Source organism: Shinella kummerowiae, from assembly GCF_009827055.1.
Classification (GTDB): domain Bacteria; phylum Pseudomonadota; class Alphaproteobacteria; order Rhizobiales; family Rhizobiaceae; genus Shinella; species Shinella kummerowiae.
In genome coordinates, this window is record NZ_WUMK01000001.1 from 284,481 (window position 1) to 305,291 (window position 20,811).

Annotated in this window: 22 protein-coding genes; 13 read left to right on the forward strand and 9 right to left on the reverse strand. The window is 63.0% G+C overall.

Annotated features, from left to right (window positions below; all coding sequences use genetic code 11):
- Positions 1-159: 159 nt before the first annotated feature.
- The 3 genes from GR138_RS01350 to GR138_RS01360 all read left to right on the forward strand — a co-directional run bounded on the left by GR138_RS01350 (position 160) and on the right by GR138_RS01360 (position 1,232).
- Positions 160-456, forward strand: a complete 297-nt coding sequence (locus GR138_RS01350) for a hypothetical protein (RefSeq protein ID WP_160856815.1) — start codon at positions 160-162, stop codon at positions 454-456.
- Between the two features lie 9 nt (positions 457-465).
- Complete coding sequence (locus GR138_RS01355) at positions 466-822, forward strand: DUF4087 domain-containing protein (protein WP_160856816.1); 357 nt, start codon at positions 466-468, stop codon at positions 820-822.
- A gap of 200 nt (positions 823-1,022) precedes the next feature.
- Complete coding sequence (locus GR138_RS01360; RefSeq protein ID WP_069058409.1) at positions 1,023-1,232, forward strand: cold-shock protein; 210 nt, start codon at positions 1,023-1,025, stop codon at positions 1,230-1,232.
- Between the two features lie 73 nt (positions 1,233-1,305).
- Here GR138_RS01360 and GR138_RS01365 read toward each other — a convergent pair whose 3' ends face one another.
- On the reverse strand, positions 1,306-1,770 hold the full coding sequence (locus tag GR138_RS01365; protein ID WP_160856817.1) for a winged helix-turn-helix transcriptional regulator: 465 nt from the start codon (positions 1,768-1,770) through the stop codon (positions 1,306-1,308).
- Between the two features lie 168 nt (positions 1,771-1,938).
- Between GR138_RS01365 and GR138_RS01370 the strand changes: the two genes are divergently transcribed.
- Both GR138_RS01370 and GR138_RS01375 read left to right on the forward strand, forming a co-directional pair.
- Positions 1,939-2,652 carry an aspartate/glutamate racemase family protein gene (locus GR138_RS01370; protein WP_160856818.1) on the forward strand — a complete coding sequence of 238 codons (714 nt, stop codon included), beginning with the start codon at positions 1,939-1,941 and terminating at the stop codon, positions 2,650-2,652.
- Between the two features lie 54 nt (positions 2,653-2,706).
- Positions 2,707-3,720 (forward strand): bifunctional helix-turn-helix transcriptional regulator/GNAT family N-acetyltransferase, encoded by a 1,014-nt coding sequence (locus tag GR138_RS01375; protein ID WP_246200249.1) that lies wholly within the window; start codon positions 2,707-2,709, stop codon positions 3,718-3,720.
- Here GR138_RS01375 and GR138_RS01380 read toward each other — a convergent pair.
- Both GR138_RS01380 and GR138_RS01385 read right to left on the reverse strand, forming a co-directional pair.
- The gene (locus GR138_RS01380) at positions 3,662-4,906 is read right to left on the reverse strand and encodes an FAD-dependent oxidoreductase (protein WP_160856819.1); all 1,245 of its coding nucleotides are present in this window, start codon (positions 4,904-4,906) and stop codon (positions 3,662-3,664) included. The genes GR138_RS01375 and GR138_RS01380 overlap by 59 nt on opposite strands.
- A 33-nt stretch (positions 4,907-4,939) precedes the next feature.
- Complete coding sequence (locus tag GR138_RS01385) at positions 4,940-5,347, reverse strand: winged helix-turn-helix transcriptional regulator (RefSeq protein WP_160856820.1); 408 nt, start codon at positions 5,345-5,347, stop codon at positions 4,940-4,942.
- 171 nt (positions 5,348-5,518) lie between these two features.
- Between GR138_RS01385 and GR138_RS01390 the strand changes: the two genes are divergently transcribed.
- Complete coding sequence (locus GR138_RS01390; protein ID WP_160856821.1) at positions 5,519-6,406, forward strand: SDR family oxidoreductase; 888 nt, start codon at positions 5,519-5,521, stop codon at positions 6,404-6,406.
- A 38-nt stretch (positions 6,407-6,444) separates the two neighbouring features.
- On the opposite strand, the gene GR138_RS01395 is transcribed toward GR138_RS01390, so the two are convergent.
- On the reverse strand, positions 6,445-7,197 hold the full coding sequence (locus GR138_RS01395; protein WP_160856822.1) for a pyridoxine 5'-phosphate synthase: 753 nt from the start codon (positions 7,195-7,197) through the stop codon (positions 6,445-6,447).
- A gap of 243 nt (positions 7,198-7,440) precedes the next feature.
- Here GR138_RS01395 and GR138_RS01400 point away from each other — a divergent pair, with 243 nt between their 5' ends.
- On the forward strand, positions 7,441-8,526 hold the full coding sequence (locus tag GR138_RS01400) for a hypothetical protein (protein ID WP_160856823.1): 1,086 nt from the start codon (positions 7,441-7,443) through the stop codon (positions 8,524-8,526).
- Between the two features lie 319 nt (positions 8,527-8,845).
- Positions 8,846-9,523 (forward strand): MerR family transcriptional regulator, encoded by a 678-nt coding sequence (locus GR138_RS01405; RefSeq protein ID WP_160857391.1) that lies wholly within the window; start codon positions 8,846-8,848, stop codon positions 9,521-9,523.
- Between the two features lie 77 nt (positions 9,524-9,600).
- Here the strand turns inward: GR138_RS01405 and GR138_RS01410 are convergent, their stop codons facing one another.
- On the reverse strand, positions 9,601-10,728 hold the full coding sequence (locus GR138_RS01410; RefSeq protein WP_160856824.1) for an ATP-dependent DNA helicase: 1,128 nt from the start codon (positions 10,726-10,728) through the stop codon (positions 9,601-9,603).
- A gap of 149 nt (positions 10,729-10,877) precedes the next feature.
- Here GR138_RS01410 and GR138_RS01415 point away from each other — a divergent pair, with 149 nt between their 5' ends.
- The gene (locus GR138_RS01415; protein ID WP_338091028.1) at positions 10,878-11,963 is read left to right on the forward strand and encodes an AbrB family transcriptional regulator; all 1,086 of its coding nucleotides are present in this window, start codon (positions 10,878-10,880) and stop codon (positions 11,961-11,963) included.
- A 60-nt stretch (positions 11,964-12,023) separates the two neighbouring features.
- On the opposite strand, the gene GR138_RS01420 is transcribed toward GR138_RS01415, so the two are convergent.
- Positions 12,024-12,617, reverse strand: coding sequence for a LysE family translocator (locus GR138_RS01420; protein WP_160856826.1), 594 nt, complete (start codon positions 12,615-12,617; stop codon positions 12,024-12,026).
- A gap of 123 nt (positions 12,618-12,740) precedes the next feature.
- Here GR138_RS01420 and GR138_RS01425 point away from each other — a divergent pair, with 123 nt between their 5' ends.
- Positions 12,741-13,586, forward strand: coding sequence for an aldo/keto reductase (locus tag GR138_RS01425; RefSeq protein WP_160856827.1), 846 nt, complete (start codon positions 12,741-12,743; stop codon positions 13,584-13,586).
- 67 nt (positions 13,587-13,653) lie between these two features.
- Here GR138_RS01425 and ilvN read toward each other — a convergent pair whose 3' ends face one another.
- Positions 13,654-14,226 carry an acetolactate synthase small subunit gene (ilvN, locus tag GR138_RS01430; protein WP_160856828.1) on the reverse strand — a complete coding sequence of 191 codons (573 nt, stop codon included), beginning with the start codon at positions 14,224-14,226 and terminating at the stop codon, positions 13,654-13,656.
- Between the two features lie 18 nt (positions 14,227-14,244).
- The gene (locus GR138_RS01435) at positions 14,245-16,023 is read right to left on the reverse strand and encodes an acetolactate synthase 3 large subunit (protein WP_160856829.1); all 1,779 of its coding nucleotides are present in this window, start codon (positions 16,021-16,023) and stop codon (positions 14,245-14,247) included.
- A 407-nt stretch (positions 16,024-16,430) separates the two neighbouring features.
- Between GR138_RS01435 and GR138_RS01440 the strand changes: the two genes are divergently transcribed.
- Positions 16,431-18,440 (forward strand): ATP-binding protein, encoded by a 2,010-nt coding sequence (locus GR138_RS01440; protein WP_160857392.1) that lies wholly within the window; start codon positions 16,431-16,433, stop codon positions 18,438-18,440.
- Here the strand turns inward: GR138_RS01440 and miaA are convergent.
- On the reverse strand, positions 18,427-19,341 hold the full coding sequence (gene miaA, locus GR138_RS01445; protein WP_202402465.1) for a tRNA (adenosine(37)-N6)-dimethylallyltransferase MiaA: 915 nt from the start codon (positions 19,339-19,341) through the stop codon (positions 18,427-18,429). The two genes, GR138_RS01440 and miaA, sit on opposite strands and share 14 nt — an antisense overlap.
- Here miaA and serB point away from each other — a divergent pair.
- Positions 19,340-20,230, forward strand: coding sequence for a phosphoserine phosphatase SerB (gene serB / locus GR138_RS01450; RefSeq protein ID WP_160856831.1), 891 nt, complete (start codon positions 19,340-19,342; stop codon positions 20,228-20,230). The genes miaA and serB overlap by 2 nt on opposite strands.
- Entirely contained in the window at positions 20,230-20,796 is a 567-nt protein-coding gene (locus GR138_RS01455) for a GNAT family N-acetyltransferase (protein ID WP_160856832.1), read from the forward strand. The genes serB and GR138_RS01455 overlap by 1 nt, the downstream gene beginning before the upstream one ends.
- The last annotated feature ends 15 nt before the right edge of the window (positions 20,797-20,811 follow it).

The window sequence follows — 20,811 nt, forward strand, 5'->3', positions numbered from 1 at the left end:
TGCCGATCGAAATCAAATCACCTGTCCAGGATTGGCACAGAGCCCGGCGACGTTGCCGGACCCTTTACCATCGCGCGAGAATAAGCCGCCTCCATCAACCGTTCTCTGCTGGTACATTTCCATGTAATCTACGCGCTCCAGCACGGGACATCCGCCGCCATGCTTCGTCTCCTCGCAGCTCTCGTCGTCTCCACCCTGCCCGCGCACGCCGCCGAGGAACCACCCTATATCGGCACCTGGGATTGCGAGGTCTCGACCTTCACCTTCACCGCCGAGACGTATGATTCCGGCGAAGGACCGATGCCGATCCTCAAGAGCGAGAAGGACGGCAGCGCCTACATCCTGACCTTTGCCGACGACTATCGTATCGGCCTGGCCAACATCACCGACACGGACATGGACTGGGCCTCGGAAACAAGCGGCGACACATTCCACTGCAAGAAAACCGGCATGTGAGGGCACAATATGAAAAAACTGCTGGTATGCGCCCTTCTCGCCCTCGCCGCCACCGGCGCCGATGCCGCCGAAACCCGTTGCGGCTGGCTGCAGAACCCGACGCCCGCCAACTGGTGGCTGGATGACAGCGAGGGCACCTGGACGATCATGACGCAGGGCGGCGGCCAGGAACCGGACGGCATGGAGGCCATTCCCGACATCTCCGAGGGTGACTATGTGCGCACCAACGGCAACTACGGTTATGCCTGCGCCTGCATGACGGTGGAGACCGACGCCGGAGAGGGCCGCATTCTGGCGATCCACGCGTTCCGCCAGTTGCCGATCGCCCAGTGCGAGAACGACTCAGCACTTTCCGCACCGCAATAAAGACCTTTAATCGTCGTATTGGGCCATCTTGACCGAGGCCGACGAACCTCTTATTTCTCCCGCATCGAGATTTGAACGTTGACTTCCGCATTTGCAGGCCCTGTGCCTGCAGTTACGAACCTACCCTTCAAATTCGACCTACCATGGTTGCCGCTGTTGGCAGCCCAAGATTGATTTGACGGCTTAGGAAAGGTTTCGTCATGGCAACTGGTACCGTAAAATGGTTCAACACCACCAAGGGCTACGGCTTCATTCAGCAGGACAGCGGTGAGCCGGACGTATTCGTCCACATCTCCGCCGTTCAGCGCGCCGGCCTCGCTGGTCTGGACGAAGGTCAGAAGGTCAGCTTCGAGCTGATCCGTGACCGCAAGTCCGGCAAGATGTCGGCCGATCAGCTCGTCGCAGCCTGATCCGCCGCTTACGGCAAAACGAGAAAGGCCGGTTTCGACCGGCCTTTTTTGTGCCCGCGGTCACCGGACTTCGCTATTCCGCGTGCTCCACCGGCAAGCGTGACCCGCTTTTCAGCACTTCCATCGAGATGGACGCGGACACGTCGAAAAGCTCGACCTTGCGCACGATGCGCTTGTAGACCACGTCGTAGTGCTCGACCCGAGGCAGCACGATCTTCAAAATATAGTCATAGTTGCCGGTCAGCCGGTGCGCCTCGACGACCTCGGGAATATCCGCGATGGCGCGCGAAAACAGGTCGATCCAGTCGTCGCTGTGATGCGCTGTCTTGATGAGCGCGAAAACAGTCGTCGGCACGCCCATCTTCCTGCTGTCGAGCAGCGCGACCTTTCCGGCGATATAGCCGCTTTCCTCAAGCCTCTGGATCCGCCGCGCGCACGCCGACAGCGACAGATTCACTTTTTCCGCGAGCGTAGCGACAGGCGCCCCCGCATCCTCCTGGAGCAGCGCCAGCAATTTCCTGTCCCGCTCATCCAGCACGCCGAGATTCCCCTTCGATTTTTATCTATGCGCAAGAAAAGCGCGCGAAGTCATCAATACACGAGAAAGATCCTCTCGGCGTTGTAAAAATGCTCGAAACTTTGCGAACAATCACCGCCACACTCGCGGCATTCTGGTTGTCATCGAAACAATCACCGGGGAAACGACATGAAGACGATCGGCCTTATCGGCGGCATGAGCTTCGAAAGCACGGCGGTCTATTACCGTATGATCAACGAGGCAGTGCGCGCGCGGCTCGGAGGCCTTCATTCGGCGGAGGTCCTGGTGCATTCGGTCGATTTCCAGTCCATCGTCGACCTTCAGAAGGCTGGCCGCTGGGATGCCGCCGGTGAACGCCTCGGCGCGGTTGCCGCAGGCCTTGAAAAGAGCGGCGCCGAATGCGTCCTGATCTGCACCAACACCATGCATCTCGTCGCCGATGCCGTTCAGGACGCCGTCAAGGCGCCGTTGCTCAACATCATCGACGAGACCGCACGCGAAATCTTCGCGGCCGGCAAGCGCCGTCCCCTGCTGCTTGCCACGCGCTACACGATGGAGCACGGCTTTTATGCGGACCGCATGAAGACGGCCGGCCTCGACGTCATGGTGCCGGATGATGCCGGACGGACGCTGACCCACGACGTCATCTTCAACGAACTCTGCCAGGGCAAAGTGCTTGAGAGCTCGCGTCAGGGCGTTCTCGCGCTTATCGAGGCCGCACGCGCTGGCGGCGCAGACTGCGTTATCCTCGGCTGCACGGAAATCTGCCTGCTGCTCGATCCGGATGCACTTCCGCTGCCCGGCTTCGATTCGACAGCCATTCACGCCAAGGTCGCCGTCGATTTCGCCCTCGGCCCGATGGTCGTCAGCGAAGCCGCCTAAAAATAGTTGACTCAGTCCAATAAATTGCAATCATTGTGATCGAAGGAGATCACCATGATTGCAATGCCTGCCGGACAAGACGGCGCGGACACGATCGAAACCGTCCGCGCCTTCAACCGCTTCTACACCAACCGCATCGGCGTGCTCGACCGCGCCTATCTCGACACGCCCTACACGCTGACCGAAGCGCGCGTCATCTACGAACTCGCCGCCCGCGGTTCCACCTCCGCATCGCAGCTCACCGAAGAACTGTCGCTGGACCCGGCCTATCTCAGCCGCATGCTGAAAGCCTTTGCTGGCAAGGGCATGGTCGATGCCGCAAAGGATCCGGCGGATGGTCGCGGACGGCTTCTCAGCCTCACGGAAAACGGCCGCGCGGTCGCCGCGGATCTTGCAACCCGCTCCCGCGAAAGCATCTCGACCCTTATTGCGCCGCTCGACGAAACCGAGCGCCTTGCGCTCGGCGCGTCTCTTGGCAAGGCCACCAGATTGCTCGGTGGCGGCGAAAGCAGCCCTGCGATCCTGCTGCGAGATCACCGCGCCGGCGACATGGGCCGGGTCATTGCCAGCCAGGCGAAAAGCTATGTTGAAACCTATGGCTGGAACGCGGAATACGAGGCGCTCGTCGCCGAAATCTGCGCAAACTTCCTGCGCAATTTCGACCCCTCCCGCGAACGCTGCTGGATCGCCGAACAGCATGGCGACCTCGTCGGCAGCATCTTTCTGGTCAAGGGCGGCGAGAGCACCGCGAAGCTGCGCCTGCTGCATGTCGATGCGGCCGCTCGGGGCCACGGTCTCGGCACGCGGCTGGTGACGGAGTGCATTCGCTTCGCGCAAGAGGCGGGCTACGGGCGGCTGGAACTCTGGACGAACGACATCCTGACAGCCGCGCGCCGCATCTACCAGTCCGCCGGCTTCAGGCTGGAGAAGGAAGAAGCCCATCACAGCTTCGGCCAGGATCTCGTCGGCCAGATCTGGGCGCTGGACCTCGAGGGCTGGCAGGCGCCGGTCAGGCTTCCCGAAGCGCTGTCTCCGGCCAGCGGCACTCCTGCAACCCAGCCGGCGTGAAGGGATCGGCAAGCGTGCCGGAAACAATGGCGGCGAGTATTTGTGGTGCCGGCGGAATTTTCGCGACGGTCGCCACCAGCCGGTCGCGCAACCAGGCGATCGATCGGGAATCGGACTGGTAGAACGGTGTGAAGACGTAGGACAGCAGCTGGAACAGCCGCACATGACGGCGGCGGGCCGCAGCGTAGGCGGCCAGCGCCTCCTCCACGGAAGCCGCCGACGAAAGCGCATGCGCCAGCGTCGCCGCATCGAGCAACGCCATGTTCGCCCCCTGCCCGAGTTGCGGGCTGGTGGAATGGGCGCTGTCGCCGATGAAGGCAATTCCGTCTGCATAGGGCGGCAGCGTGGTGCGGTGGGCATAACGGGCGAGTGTCAATTGCTCCCAATCGGTAATCTGCGCAAGAAAGGGCGCCGTCTCCGGCCAATGGCCGGTGATGTCGGCCTTCCATCGCTCAAGGCCGGCGCGCTTCACGGTGTCGGCATCCGCCGTCTTGAGGCTCCAGAAGAAGGCGGCCTTGCGGCCCTCGCCCGGATGTGCCCGGCCGACCGGCAAGATGCCGATCATGACTTTCGCGGCATCGTAGCGCTGAACGAGGGCCCGACCGTCATGCGCGATGCCGTCGCAATCCAGCGTCGCCCAGAAGGCGCCCCAGGGCAGTTCCGTCACCTTCGGTGCGACCACGGACGCAGCAGCGAGCTGCGAGCGCGCGCCGGTCGCATCGATCACGAGATCATAGTCGCCAACGATCTCGCCGTCCGGATCGTGCAGCGCCGTGCGGGCCTGCCGGGTTTCGGCTTTCGCCAACGTGATCCCGGTGCGGATCGGCAATCCTTCCGCCACCACGGCATCATGCAATGTGGAAAACAGCGCCGCACGATGCACCGCCAGCCCATAACGGCCGCCGGCCAGCGCGTCGTAACGCACGTCGAGAACGGTGCGCCCGCTACGCGCATCCGCACCGTGCAGCCGGTCGATGCGGTTGCCAAGTGCGTGGATCGCTCGGGAAAGCCCCAGCGCATCGAGCACGGTGAGCCCGGTCGGCTGCATCAGCAGGCCGGAGCCGACGGGCGATGGTTGGTCGAACCGTTCAATGAGGTCCACGCGATGACCGGCGCGCGCAAGAAACAGTGCTGCTGCGAGCCCCGCAGGCCCCGCGCCGGCAATACCGATATCCAGTGGCTTCATGCCCTTCCCCGAAACGACCCGAAGGCCGGATTGTCAGTGCGCTTCTGCGTCGTAGACCGACCGGGCGGCCCGGATCGCAGCGTGGTTTTCGGTAGACCAGTGCACCAGGGAGCGCAGGAGCGCAAGGAAGGATTGACCGAGCGGCGTCAGCCGATATTCCACGCTCGGCGGCTGGGTGGGATAGACGGTGCGTGTGATGTAGCCATCGCGCTGCAGGTCGCGCAACGTCTGGGTCAACATGCGCTGCGAAATATCCGGGATGAAGCGGCGCAACTGCGAGAAGCGGCGCGGCCCGTCGGCAAGGCCGAGGATCATCAGCGAGGTCCACTTCCCGCCGACGCTGTCCAGCACGTCGCGCACGGGACAATCGTCCATCGACATGGCAACGCCGTCGATCATGATGACCCGCTCGCCTTCGGCCCGGTCGACCATCTTGTTCATAGTCGGTTCCCTTCAGGTAACCACCGCAGAAAAAACTGCCTCCTTTACAGCTCCTATCAGATTACCAGATAAGAGCAAGTCTCAATAAGAGACCAACGCCGCAGGATGGCAGGCGCCTCCCCGCCGCCCCTGCCCGAAAGGCCCCTGAAAGGCCCGAACAAAGGTAAAGACATGACCGACACAGTTCTCGTTACCGGCGCCTCCGGCCAGCTTGGCCGCCTTGTCCTCGATACGCTGCTCGCCTCCGGCAAGGTTGCGCCGGAAAACCTCATCGCCACCACCCGCGACACCGCGAAACTCGCCGACTATGCCGCCAGGGGCGTTTCCGTGCGCGCTGCAGACTTCGACGACCCGGCCTCGCTCGACGCCGCCTTCGCCGGCGCCGGCAAGGTGCTGATCATCTCCACCGACGCGCTCGACGCGCCCGGAAAGCGCCTCGCCCAGCACAAGGCGGCCGTCGCCGCCGCCAGCAAGGCCGGCGCTCGCCACATCCTCTACACATCCATGCCGCAGCCGGACGATTCGCGCGTCACCTTCGCACCGGATCATCTCGGCACCGAGCAAGCCATCAAGGCGACCGGCATTCCCTATACGATCCTGCGCGATGGCTGGTATGCGGAGAACCTCTTCATGTCGCTGCCGCACGCGCTTCAAACCGGCTCCTGGTATACCTCGACCGGCGAAGGCAAGATCGCCCACATCACGCGCGCCGACACCGCCGCCGCCCTCGCCGGCGCCGTCCTGAAGGTCGGCGACGAGAGCAGGACCTACACGCTGACCGGCACGAAGAGCCGCACGGCCGAAGAGATCGCGGCGATCGTTTCTGCCGCAACCGGCAAGCCGCTCGCGGTCGTCCATGTCACGGATACGCAGTTGACCGAAGGCTTGAAGGCGGCCGGCCTGCCGGAAGGCTTTGTACCGACCATCGTCTCCTTCGACGCTAATACGCGGGAAGGCAAGATCGCCATGGTCACCAGCGACGCCGAAACGCTCGCGGGTCGCCCCCTGACGGCGTTCGAAGACTTCGTTGCCGCCAACAAGGCAGCCTTTCTGGGTTGAGGAAAACGACGCGGCGCTCCTTCGGGGGCGCCGTCTCGTCAGACGTCCTGGCCGCAGGCGCGGCGGAAGCGGCGCACCGTCTCCGCCATGCCGTATTGCAGCGCATCCGACGTCAGCCCATGGCCTATCGAGACTTCCGCGAGCCGCGGGATGCGCGCGACGAGCGCCGGCAGGTTGGCAACCGTCAGGTCATGGCCGGCATTGACATCAAGGCCGAGATCGTGGGCGATGTCCGCTGTCTCGCCCAACAGCTCGACAAGGCGCGCGCCCTCCGCAGGATCGTCGTAGCAGCCACCATAGGGGCCGGTATAGAGCTCGATCCGGTCTGCACCGATATCCTTCGCGATGGCCAGCGCCTCGCGGTCCGGATCGCCATCGGCGAAGACCGAGACACGCAGGCCGAGCTTCTTCAGCCGGCCGACGACATTTCCAAGCAGGTTGTGGCTCTTGCGGAAATCCCAGCCGTGATCGGACGTCGCCTGGGCCGGATCGTCCGGCACGAGCGTTACCTGTTCCGGGCGATGCTCCTCGACGAGGCGCATGAAGCTCTCTTCCGGAAAACCTTCGATGTTGAATTCGGTGCTGGAAAACTCTGTGTCGATCAGCGCACGGATCGGCGCGAGGTCGCTGAAACGCACATGGCGCTGGTCCGGCCGCGGATGCACGGTCAGGCCGCTGGCACCGGCCTCGAGCGCGATCCGGCCAAGGTCGGTGACGCTCGGCCAGGGCAGGTCCCGGCGATTGCGCAGCATGGCGATGGCGTTGAGATTGACCGACAATTTCGCAGGCATGACGCGGCTCACTCCTTTTGCTGTGCACAGGTCTAGCCTGTTGTTTCCACAAGGGCAATCGCTGTGCGCCAGCGCTTGGCGATGCCAGCGCGCTATTTGTCTGGAGTACCGGTCTCGCCCCTTGCTCATGATCAAGAATCACCGGTAAACTCCCCCTGATTTTTGGGGATGCCGCGCCGTGGCGCCTCTTGTGGGAATGGAAGGAAATCGGACAGCGACGATGGCCCCCTCTGTGGCAACACCATGAGCAGGACCGACAGGCCGGCGTGCGATATCGTGCGGCGCGCCCTTCACGCCGTCATCGCCAGCGAGACCTTCGCCCGCTCCGAGCGCCTGCGTTCCTTTCTCTCCTATGTCGTCGAATGTGACCTTTCCGGCCGGGCGGCCCACTTGAAGGGCTACAGCATCGGCATCGATGTTTTCGGCCGGCCGCCGGGTTTTGATGCCGGCAACGATCCGCTGGTCCGCGTGCAGGCTGGCAAGTTGAGAAAACTCCTCGACCTGTACTACGAAACGGAAGGCGCATCAGATCCCCTGCGCATCCGCGTTCCGCTGGGCAGCTATGTTCCGGACTATGCCTTCACCGCAGCCCAGCCGCCGGAAGCCGACCCCGACGACGCGCCTCCGCCCCTCGATCCGGCCCGGCAAAAACCTGGACCGCGCCGGTCGTGGCTGCCGGCACCGATCTCCTCACCGATCGCGCTGTTCTCGCTGCTGCCGCTGTTCTTCCTGGCGCCCTCGGTCTACCCGGACACGACCAATGCGGCGATTGCCAAGGCGCAACTCGTTCTCTCGGTGCAGACCAGGTTCGCCGCCCAGACCCAGGCCTTGCCGAGCCTGTATGTCCAGCAATGCTGGCCGACAGGCGGCGAATGCAGCGCATTCGCCCGCGCTGTCACGAATTCCGCCGGCTATCACAGGACAGTGCATCTCACCGATTCCCGCAGAGCGGATTCATTGCACCCTCTCTCCTATGCCATTCGCATCGAGAATCGCGCCGATGGGCGCGGCATCTACGCCCGGCTGATCCACGAACAGTCGGGCGCCACGATCTATGTGCGGCACTTCTCGCGCGAACAACTTCGCAGCGAGGCCGGCATCGCTTTCGAGGCCGTCAATTTTGCCGCCCGTACGCTTTCGGCCAGCGGCGTGCTCTATCGCCACACGATGCAGATCGGCACGGCAAGCCGCATCATGCAATGTCTCGCACAGGCAGAGCGGCGCCAGGGCACACCCCGGGCCGGGCAGCGCGTGACCTGCAGTGTGCAGTCTCCCGCCCTTGCCGAAGCGGCGGCACCTGGCGAGGCCGACACCGTGGTGACGCGCTGATCCCGTCCACCGGGCAGACACAGAAAATACATCCCTAGATATAACGATAGGCACGATCCCCCCTTCGGTTTATTTTATGAACCTGGGCGGATTGGTAGTGTGTGCCGCCTCGGTTCGGAATCCGGAACATTTTTGTCAAGAAACGGATCGAGAATCTTCGCGCGATTGCATACAGTTTCTTCGGTCTGCACAGCCGATGGAACGGTGACAGGGCACTATCCATCGATTCAACATCCCGCCTTCACGGTGAAGCTGGTGTTGCGTCGGTGACCGGGGGTATTCACATGATCATTCTTCTTTTTTGCGAGCCGCTTTCATGATGACCAATGAGTCCAAGAAAGCGGACGGCCGGAGCGGCGCACGCAAGACCATCCGTTTCCTGCCCGTGGCACCGCTGCCGGAAAACCTGCCGGAAGGGCGTCTGGCCATTGCGGACATGGCGAACGCCTTCGGCGTGACCCATCGCACCCTGCATTTCTACGAGGAAAAAGGCCTGTTGCGGGCAGCCCGCGTCGGACCGATGCGCGTCTATGGACCGGAAGAGATCCAGCAGATGGCCGTCGTCAACACCTGCCGCGAGACCGGCATGCCCGTTGCGGTGATCCAGGAATTGCTCGATCAGCTTTCCGCCGCCGGCAGCCAGGATGAGGCCGATGTCATCTTCCGCACCGCCATGACCGCGCGCAAGCGGGAACTCGCGGCCCAGCAATCGACGATCCGCCGCCAGATGCAGCAGATCAACGAGTTGCTGGACTTCAGCGCCTCGCACGAGATCGAAACGAACGACAACGCACCGCCAGCCAGCTTCTCGCAGGTGGAGCTACGCTGCCTCACATTGATGGCGGAAGGCTACCCGACGAGCCGCATCGCGCGCGCGCTCGAAGTCGAGCCGGGCGAAATACAGGTGATGGAAAAGACCATCATCGCCAAGTTCAACAGCAACAACCGTTTTCAGGCCGTCGCCAAGGCGGTCATGCTCGGGATCGTCGGTCATTAAGACCGTCGTAAGCGGCCGGACATGATGATCGGCCCTTCCATCCGCTTCCTGGAAGCGGTCTATCGTACGGGTCCTGACTATCGTACGATGGTGAGCGTTTCCGCGGCGCGCGTAATGGCAGTGTAAAGCCAGCGTTCACGCGTGTCGCGGAAAGCAAAACTCTCATCGAACAACACGACATTGTTCCACTGCGAACCCTGCGCCTTGTGCACGGTCAGCGCATAACCGAAATCGAACTCGTCGTAGCGCTTGCGCGTCGACCACGGAATTTCCTCTTCGAGATTCTCGAAGGCGGCCTTGAGCAGTTTGATCTTGGCCGCGCCGCGGTCCATGTCGTCGTCTTCGGGCCGGATCATCAGGTTGATGCCGGGCTTCACCGTTTCCTTGGACGAACTCATCACCTGCCATAGCGATCCGTTGAGCAGCCCCTTGGCCGGATCGTTGCGCAGGCACACCAGCTTGTCGCCGGATTGCGGGTATTCGGTCGTAAAACCCTTCAACTCGCGCAGGCGCTGGTTGTAGCGCCGGCGCGTGCGATTGGTGCCGACCAGCACCTGATCAGCCTCGAGCACGAGTTCCTGATCCACCTCGTTGCGCCCGATGACGCGGGCCGCACCGTATTCGCCATAGCCGATATCCTTGCCTTCGCGCACCTGCATGGCGAGATGGATGATCGGATTGTCGCGCGCCTGCCGGTGGATATCGGTCAGCAGGTAATCCGGCTCCTGGTTGGTGAAATAGCCGCCGCCGGAAACGGGAGGAAGCTGACCGGGATCGCCCAGCACGAGGATCGGCGTGCCGAAACTCATCAAATCCTTGCCGAGCGCCTCGTCGACCATCGAGCATTCATCGACGACAACGAGTGCAGCCTTGGCGACCGGGCTCTGGCGGTTGATGGAGAACATCGGCGAGATCGAGGTTTTTCCCGTCTCCTCGTCCGACACCTCCTCCTCGCCACGCGGGCGATAGATCAGCGAATGGATGGTTCTTGCATTCGACGCCCCCTTGGAGCGCAGCACCTGTGCCGCTTTGCCGGTGAAGGCCGCGAACAGAACATCGCCATCGACATTCTCGGCGAAATGGCGTGCAAGCGTCGTCTTGCCGGTGCCGGCATAACCGAACAGCCGGAACAACGGGTGCCGCCCGTCCTTCAGCCACTGTGAAACGGCCTTGAGCGCTTCATCCTGTTGGGGTGCGAATTCCATCGTCGGACTTGGCAGGATTCGCACGGCCGAAGCAAGGGGCAGAGCGGGAAGTACACAAGGCTTGCGGTGGAACCGACCCTCCCCTGATTTGGCCCTGTTCCCCGGCTGCGCCGCGTTGTATGCAGTGCACACCCTCCCGGAGCCTTGATGTGTCCCCCGCCTCTTCAAATCCGAACGAGACCACACCAACCGGCACCGGCAAATTGCCGGCCTGGCTGCAATGGTGCCTTGTCGGCTGTCTCTCCGTCGCAACGACAGTGCCGCTCGAAATCGCGGGTTTCCCCGCAGCTCTCCTCATGGGGCCGATGATCGCTGGTATCATCGTGGCGCTCAGCGGCGGCACCATCCGCCTGCCGCGCATCTTCTTCTTCGGCGTGCAGGTCGTGCTTGCGCTGATGATCGCCACCATGATCTCACAGGATTTTCTCGGCACCTTCGCCGAAAACTGGCTGCTCATGCTGTTCGTCGTGGTCTCGGTGATCGGCGTCAGCACGCTCTCTGGCTGGATGATCGCGCGTACCGGCGTCCTGCCCGGCACGACGGCGATCTGGGGATCCTCCGCCGGCGCGGCCTCCACCATGATGATCATGGCCGAAGCTTACGGCGCTGACGCCCGCCTCGTCGCCTTCATGCAATATCTGCGCGTCGTCTTCGTCGCGACCTGTGCCACGCTCGTCGCCCATTTCGGCGGCCATGACGGCGCGGCGGTGCCGCCGCATGCCTGGTTCGAGCCGGTGCCGATGCTGCCCCTCATCGCCATGCTCGGCATCGGTATTCTCGCCGGCCTTCTCGGCCAGAAGCTGCGCGTGCCGGCCGGCGCCTTCCTGGTGCCGTTTGCGCTTGCCGCGGTGTTGAACTCGTCCGGCACGGTGGAGATCGCGCTGCCGCAATGGCTGCTCGTCATATCCTTCACGCTGCTCGGCTGGAACATCGGCCTCGGCTTCACGCGCGCCATTCTTTTGCATGCGCGCCGCGCCCTGCTACCGACCGTGGCTTCGATCATCGTCCTGATCAGCTTCTCCGGCCTGCTCGCCGGGCTGCTGATCCTCGTCCTCGGCATCGATCCGTTGACCGCCTATCTCGCGACCAGCCCTGGCGGCCTCGATTCCATCGCCATCATCGCCGCATCGAGCAATGTGAACGTCGCCTTCATCATGACGCTCCAGACGGCACGGCTGATCCTCGTGACCATCCTCGGGCCATGGCTTGCCCGCTTCATGGCGGACCGCGCCTAGAGTTAGTTAGGGAAAAGTGGAGCCCGGTTTTCCCGAAAAGACAAACGAAAACAAAAGATTCTAGCGCAGCATCGGCCAGAGGCTGGCGACAAGCAGCAACGCCATCGTGATGTTGAACCATTTCAGCCGAACCGGATCGGACAGCCACTGGCGCAGCGCAGAGCCAAAGCCGGCCCAGGTGGAGACACTCGGGAAATTGACGATCGCAAAGGCGACGCCGACGATGAGCACGCTCATCGTATAGTTCGCCGAATTGGTGTAGGTTGCCATGGCGGAGACGGCCATGACCCAAGCCTTCGGGTTGACCCACTGGAAGGCTGCGGCGGCGAAGAAACCCATCGGCTGCGCGCCGGTCTTGCCCTCGCCTAGCGTGCGCGAGGTGCCGATCTTCCAGGCGATCCACAAGAGATAGGCACCGCCCGCGAACTTCAGCACCGTATAGACCAGCGGCACGGCCTCTAGCAGCGCGCCAAGACCGAAGCCGACGGCCAGCAGCAGCACAAGGAAGCCGACCCCGATGCCGCACATATGCGGGATCGTGCGCACGAAACCGAAATTCACGCCGGAGGCAAACAGCATCATGTTGTTCGGGCCGGGCGTGATGGAGGTCGTGAAGGCGAAGACCAGCAGCGCCAGAAAGATTTCAATCTGCATGGTGGCTCTTGTTATCCGGATTGTTTTTTCCGATTGATAAGCCATCTCTTGGCAACGACCAGCCAATTCTTGTCATGCATGCAATTCCGATTGTGATGCATGCGGTTGAACATGGAGCGCAGCATGAAAGCGGAACTACCGGCAGTCACCCTTCCCGGCGGGCGGCAGATCCCGGCGCTGGGCCTCGGCACCTGGCACATGGGCGAGAACGGCGCCTCGGCAGCCGACGAGGCCGCAAGCCTGCGCGCCGGGCTCGACCTCGGCATGACGGTGATCGACACGGCGGAGATGTATGCCGATGGCGGCGCGGAAACCGTGGTCGGCGAGGCGATCAAGGGCCGCCGCGAGGAGGTGTTCCTGGTCAGCAAGGTCCTGCCCTACAATGCCAGCCGCGCCGGCACCATCGCCGCCTGCGAGGCCAGCCTGAAGCGGCTCGGCACGGACCATATCGAACTCTACCTGCTGCACTGGCGCGGCCAACACCCGCTCGCTGAAACCGTCGAGGCGTTCGAAACCCTGAAGGCGCAGGGCAAGATCGGCGCCTGGGGCGTTTCCAATTTCGACGGCAGCGACATGCGCGAACTGCTCGACGTGGCCGAGCCAGCGCGCCCGATCGCCAACCAGGTGCTCTATAACCTCGCCCGGCGCGGGATCGAATATGACCTGCTGCGCTGGAGCCAGGTGCAGGGCATCCCGATCATGGCCTATTCGCCGCTCGACGAGGGCCGTCTCATCGGCCATCCGGTGCTGGAAGAAATCGGCCGCATCCACCATGCCAGCTCGGCCCAGGTCGCACTGGCCTTCCTGCTGACGAAGCCGGGCGTCATCGCCATCCCGAAATCCGGCTCGCCGGAGCGCGTGCGCGAAAATTACCGCGCGGCGGAAATCCGCCTGACATCCGAGGATATGAACCTGCTGGACGAAGCCTTCCCGCCACCGACCCGCAAGCAGCCGCTGGAGATGATCTGAAACGAAAATGGAGCCTTCCACATCGGCGGAAGGCTCCATCAAAGCTTGGATGTTTTGCCGCGGCGGCTTACATGCCCTGTGGGCCGCGGTTCATCGCGGCAATGCCCGTGCGACACACTTCGGAGAGACCGAGCGGCTTCATGACGGCCACGAACTGGTCGACCTTGGACGACTTGCCGGTGATCTCGAAGATGAAGTGATCGACCGTCGCATCGACCACCTTGGCGTGGAAGGCGTCGGCCAGGCGCAACGTTTCCGCCCGCATCTCGCCCGAACCAGTGACCTTGACCAGCGCCACTTCGCGCTCAATCGGCCGCTCCTGCCCCATGGCCTTGGCGCGAACCGTGAGGTCGACGACGCGGTGGACGGGCACGATGCGCTCAAGCTGCGACTTGATCTGCTCGAGCACGCCCGGCGTGCCGCGCGTCACGATGGTGATGCGCGACAGGTGCGCCTCATGCTCGGTCTCCGAAACCGTGAGGCTTTCGATGTTGTAGCCGCGGCCGGAAAACAGACCGATGACGCGCGCAAGCACGCCCGGCTCATTGTCCACGAGAATGGAGAGCGTGTGGCTTTCCGCGACCTGGGTTTCCTTGGCGATGAAATAGGCAGAGCCGGTGGGCTGAAGGTGTGCGTTCATTGTCTGGTTCTACCTTTATCAAACGAGCTGGCGGCCCTTGGCGTCGATCGCATTGGCAACGGCTTCATCCGTGGCCTCGTCGGGCAACAGCATTTCGTTATGCGCCTTGCCGGACGGAATCATCGGGAAGCAGTTGGCGAGGTTCGCGACGCGGCAGTCGAAGATGACCGGACGCTTGACGTCGATCATCTCCTGGATCGCTGCGTCGAGGTCGCCCGGCTTGTCGCAGGCAATGCCGACGCCGCCATAGGCTTCCGCGAGCTTGACGAAGTCCGGCATCGCTTCCGTGTAGGAGTTCGACAGGCGGTTGCCGTGCAGCAGCTGCTGCCACTGGCGCACCATGCCCATGTACTGGTTGTTCAGGATGAAGATCTTGACCGGTAGATTATACTGGACCGCACAGCTCATTTCCTGGATGCACATCTGGATCGAGGCGTCGCCGGCGATGTCGATGACAAGGCTGTCGCGATGTGCGACCTGCACGCCGATCGCCGCCGGGAACCCGTAGCCCATCGTGCCGAGGCCACCGGACGTCATCCAGCGGTTCGGCTGCTCGAAGCCGTAGAACTGTGCTGCCCACATCTGGTGCTGGCCGACTTCCGTCGTGATGTAGGTGTCGCGGTCCTTGGTCAGCTCGTAGAGTCGCTGGATCGCGTATTGCGGCATGATGACGTCGTTGCTCTGCTTGTAGGCAAAGGAATTGCGCGCGCGCCACTTGGTGATCGAGGTCCACCAGTCGGCCTGGACCGTCTTGTCATAGTCCTTGCTACCGGCCCGCCACAGACGAACCATGTCCTCGAGGACATTGCCGACATCGCCGAGGATCGGGATATCGACGCGGACGTTCTTGTTGATCGAGGACGGATCGATATCGATGTGGATCTTCTTGGAGTTCGGCGAAAAAGCGTTCAGGCGGCCGGTGATACGGTCGTCGAAACGCGCGCCGATGCAGACCATGACGTCGCAATCATGCATCGCCATGTTCGCCTCGTAGGAGCCGTGCATGCCGAGCATGCCCAGCCAGTTCTTGCCGGAATGCGGGTAGGCGCCGAGGCCCATCAGCGTGGAGGTGATCGGGAAACCGGTGATCTCGACCAGCTCACGCAGCAGTCGCGAGGCTTCCGGGCCGGAGTTCACGACACCGCCGCCGGAATAGATGATCGGCCGGCGCGCCGTCTTCATGAGCTGGACAGCCGCTTCGATCTGGCGAGCATCACCTTGCAGCTTCGGCTGGTAGCTCTTCTGGATGGGAGCGGCGGACGGCGGCGTATAGGTGCCGGTCGCAAACTGCACGTCCTTCGGGATGTCGACGACGACCGGGCCCGGACGGCCGGACTGGGCGACGCGGAAGGCCTCATGGATGATGCGGGCGAGTTCGTTGACGTCCTTGACCAGCCAGTTGTGCTTGGTGCAGGGCCGCGTGATGCCGACCGTGTCGCATTCCTGGAAGGCATCCGATCCGATGAGTGTGGTCGGAACCTGGCCGGTGAGGCAGACGAGCGGGATGGAGTCCATCAGCGCATCCTGCAAGGGCGTAACCGCATTGGTCGCGCCCGGGCCGGAGGTGACCAGCATGACGCCGACCTTGCCGGTGGAGCGGGCATAGCCTTCGGCCATGTGGCCGGCGCCCTGCTCGTGGCGCACCAGAATGTGCTCGATGTCGTCCTGCTGGAAGATCTCGTCATAGATCGGCAGGACGGCACCGCCCGGATAGCCGAAGATATGCTCTACGCCATTGTCTCGCAGCGCCTGCAAGACAATTTCGGCGCCCGTCATCTGGTTTTCTGTTCCGCTCATCGGATATTCCCGTCCGTCTCTTTAGTATTTCCGGTGTGATTATCGAATTTCTGGGCATAAAAAAAGGCCCCTTGGAGGAGCCTGCTTACCGCGCATGGGTGCTTTCGCCGGATGGTTACACCATCCTGCCCATGCGCGTTCCCACCACAAGAATGTTTGCCGTCAGATTTTTCATGGGGCGAAGTGTTAGCCACAAAGTATACGCACGTCAACGCTTTTCCCGTCGTGTCGAAACGGCACGGAATCCGGGGCATAGGGCAAAACGCGATCCAGAAGCGCGCCAGGCCGAAACGTCTTATTAAGCGGCGACGGCTAGAATTCTCCTTTGATGGCAAGGAGTGCCGTGATTGCTGAACAGTGATTTCCAGAGTTCCATCGTGGCAGGCGAACAGGATCGCCGGGACGATATGTCTTCGGGCAACCGCCTGATGGGCAGGGTCGTTGCCTGCAATGGTTCGCACGCCACCATCAGCGCCGTCGCCGAAAGCGGGCAGACGGCGATGACGGAACTGTGGTCGGTCGGCCGGCTCATCTCGATTTCCGTCGGCCGCAACCGCATCGTCGCCCTCGTCTACTCCATGGCCACCGACCAGCAGAGCTGGGTGGAAAATCACGACACGGTCTTCCGCATCGAAGTCGAACTTCTGGGCGAGGTCTATGTCAGCCCGGACGGACGCGAGGAATTCTCCGCAGGCATAACCGACTACCCTCACCTCGGCGCCATTGCCCACCGTATCCGCGCCTCGGACCTCGCCAGGGTCTACGACACGGGCAAGAGCGACGTCTGGGCTATCGGCAAGCTGACCCAGGATGAGAGCCTCGACGCGACGATCCACGTGCCCTCCATGCTGGAGAAGCACTTCGCCATCGTCGGCACCACGGGGGTCGGCAAATCGACGGCGGTCACCTTGCTCCTGCACAAGGCCATCCAGTCCGATCCGCGCCTGCGCGTATTGATCCTCGACCCGCACAACGAATTTGCCTCCGCCTTCGGCAGTCTCGCCGTCATCATCGACACGGATACGCTCGACCTGCCCTTCTGGCTGTTCCGCCTCGAAGAGTTGGCCGAGGTCATCTTCCGCGGCCGCCCGCCGGTGCCGGAGGAAATGGATATTCTGCGCGACCTGATCCCGGAGGCCAAACGCGCCTTCCGTGGCACAAGCGACAACGGCCTGATGCGCCGCACCAGTGAGAAAAGCTCGGTGACGGCCGATACGCCGGTGCCGTTCCGCATCGCCGACCTGCTCGCCCTCATCGACGAACGCATCGGGCGCCTCGAAGGTCGTGCGGAGAAACCGCACCTGCGCTCGCTCAAGGTCAAGATCATGTCGGCGATCAACGACCCGCGCTATCACTTCATGTTCTCCTCGAACACCATCACCGACACCATTCTCGACACGATCGCCCGCATCTTCCGCATTCCGGGCGATGGCAAGCCGGTGACGACCTTCCAGCTCGCCGGCATCCCCTCGGAAGTCGTCAATTCGGTCGCCTCCGTGCTCTGCCGCATGGCCTTCGAAATCGGGCTGTGGAGCGGTGGCGGGGTCCATATGCTGGTCGTCTGCGAAGAAGCGCATCGTTATGTGCCGGCCGACCCGAAACTCGGTTTCACGCCGACGCGCCAGGCGATCGCCCGTATCGCCAAGGAGGGCCGCAAATACGGCGTTTCGCTCGGCATCATCACCCAGCGCCCCGGTGAACTCGACCCGACTATTCTTTCCCAGTGCTCGACGATCTTCGCGATGCGCCTTGCCAACGACCACGACCAGGAGATCATTCGTTCGGCGATCCCGAATTCCTCGTCCTCCACGACGAGCTTCATCTCGTCGATCGGAAACGGCGAGGCCATCGCCTTCGGCGAGGCCGTCGCCGTGCCAATGCGTATGCGTTTCTCGCGCGTCGAGGCCACCCGCCTGCCGAAGGCGAACGGCACCGGTGTGAAGATCACCGAGGAGACGCCGCAAAACGTCGATCTGCGGTCCATCGTCTCGCGCATGCGCGCGATTTCCGGACCGGATATTTCCGGCTTCCAGAGTTCCTACATCAGCGCCCAAGGGCAGAGTTCGCTGCCAACCGGCTACGAGGATGCGCCCTACGAGGACGAGGAAGACTATATCGATACCCTCCAGGCAGCGGCCACAGCAGCAGTCCCGGCACCACAGCCCTCCGCGCCGGAACCCTATCGGCCCGACATGCTGCCCGGCGCACAAGGCGCCTACGACCAGTCGCCACAGGAGCGCTTCGAGAGCATTCGCCGCGAGCTGACATCCGACCAGCAGCGGCCCGCTGCCGATCCCTACCGCCAGCCGACACGGCCGGCGCCGGCCTTCGGTGAACAGCAGGAGCCACGGCGCGAAGGATCCTCCATACGCGACCAGCTCCTCAAGAAACCGCTCAGCAGCCTCATCCGGCGCTAGAGGCCAGGGGATCGATCCGCGTCCAGCTCTCGTCGAGCTGGTTGCGGAACCAGGTCATCTGGCGCTTGGCATATTGGCGCGTCGCGGCGGCACTGCGCTCGATGACCGCCGCCTCGCTCATTTCGCCGGCAAACATCGCCGCAATCTGCGGCACGCCAATCGCCTTCATCACCGGCATGGCCGGGGAGAGATCGAGCGCCAGCAGTGCCTTCACCTCTTCCACTGCTCCGGATTTCAGCATCGCGGCGAAACGCCGGTTGATACGGGCGGCAAGCACCGTACGGTCGGGCAGCACCACAATTTTTTGCGCGCGATCGGGATCGATCACGGTCGGCCCGGTCGCCGTCTGGAACGCGGCAATCGACCGTCCTGCCGCCTCCAGCACTTCAAGGGCGCGGACGATGCGCTGGCTGTCGCCCGGCTTCAGGCGGCTGGCGACTTCCGGGTCCCGCTCGGCGAGTTCCCGATGCAAGGCCTCGGCGCCCTCGGCGACTAGTCGGCCGCGAACCCGCTCGCGAACCGCATCGGGAATGGTCGGCATGTCCGACAGCCCGCCCGTCAGCGCGCGAAAATAGAGACCCGTGCCGCCGACAAATACAGGCAGTTTGCCGCGCTCGCGCAAATGCGCCACGGTGCCGCTCGCCTCGCGCAGCCAGTCGCCGGTGGAATAGGCGCTGCCGGCCGGCACATGGCCGTAGAGCAGGTGCTCGATACCGCCCATATCGTCAGGCTGCGGGCGGGCGGTCAGGATATTCAGCGTGTCGTAAACCTGCATGCTGTCGGCATTGACCACCACGCCATCGTGCTCGGCCGCCAGTCGCACGGCAAGCGCGGACTTGCCGCTCGCCGTCGGGCCCGTTATCAGGATCGCGTCCTGCATTCGATCAAGGTTTCTCATCATGGCTTTCGTTGCCACGCTTGTCGCCAATCCGTCAAATCCTGTTCTGACGCCTGCCATCGCCGAAAAGGCCGCCGACCAGGTCCAGGCCGCCGGCCTCTACTGGCTCGCCGACGGCATCGCCTGTGACATTGCCCTGCGCGATGGCAGCGATATCCCCGCCGCCCGAGACACGATCCTCGCCGCAATCGGCGGCCAGCCGGTCGACGTCGCTGTTCAGGTGGCGGAAACGCGGCGTAAAAAGCTTTTGATCGCCGACATGGATTCGACGATGATCGGCCAGGAATGCATCGACGAGATCGCCGCCGAAGTCGGTCTCAAGGACAAGGTCGCGACGATCACCGCCCGCGCCATGAACGGCGAGATCGCCTTCGAACCCGCCTTGCGCGAGCGCGTCGCGCTGCTGAAGGGCCTGCCGGTCTCCGTCATCGACGAGGTCATTGCCAAGCGCATCACCCTGACGCCCGGCGGGCGTGAACTGATCGCGACGATGAAGGCCAAGGGCTACTACACCGCCCTCGTCTCGGGTGGCTTCACGGTCTTTACCAGCCGCATCGCCGCGACGCTCGGTTTCGACGAGAACCGTGCGAACCTGCTGCTCGACGCGGATGGCAAATTGACCGGCGAAGTGGCCGAACCGATCCTCGGTAAACAGGCGAAGGTCGATGCCCTCATCGAGATTTCCGAGCGCCTCGGCATCGCGCCGGAAGACGCCATGGCTGTCGGCGACGGCGCAAACGATCTCGGCATGCTGCATATCTCCGGCGCCGGCGTCGCCTTGCATGCCAAGCCCGCTGTCGCCGCGGAAGCGAAGATCCGCATCGACCATGGCGACCTCACGGCGCTGCTCTATTTGCAGGGTTATCGCAAATCGGATTTCGTCGTGACCTGATGATCATTGCCACCACAAAGCGCCTCTTGGTGCGAAACTGGGGAGAGAAGGATCGGGACCTCTTTCATGAGATCAATTCCGATCCCGTCGTGATGGAGTTCTTCCCGTTTCTGCGCACCCGCGCCCAGTCCGACGAACTCTTCGAGCGGCTCCGTGGCATCATCGCGGACACGGGCCTCGGCTTCTTCGCACTTGCCGATCGCGACACGGATTCGGCGATGGGGTTTTGCGGGCTTTCACACGTTACGAACCTCGAACCGCATCTGTCGGACGGCACGGTGGAAATCGGCTGGCGGCTGTCACGGCGATACTGGGGCCAAGGCTACATCACCGAGGCAGCGGAAAAGCTTCTGGAATTCGGCTTCGTGACACAGAATCTCGACGAGATCGTCTCGTTTGCGGTCGCCACCAATGAACGCTCCATCGCCGTCATGCAGCGCATCGGCATGATTGCCGCACCGCACCGCGATTTCGACATGCCGGGCATCGACGATGCCCGTGCCGAACTTCGCCCGCACTCACTCTACGCGATAGATCGGGCCACATGGCAAGCGAAAGGCCGCTGAAGCGACACTCCAACG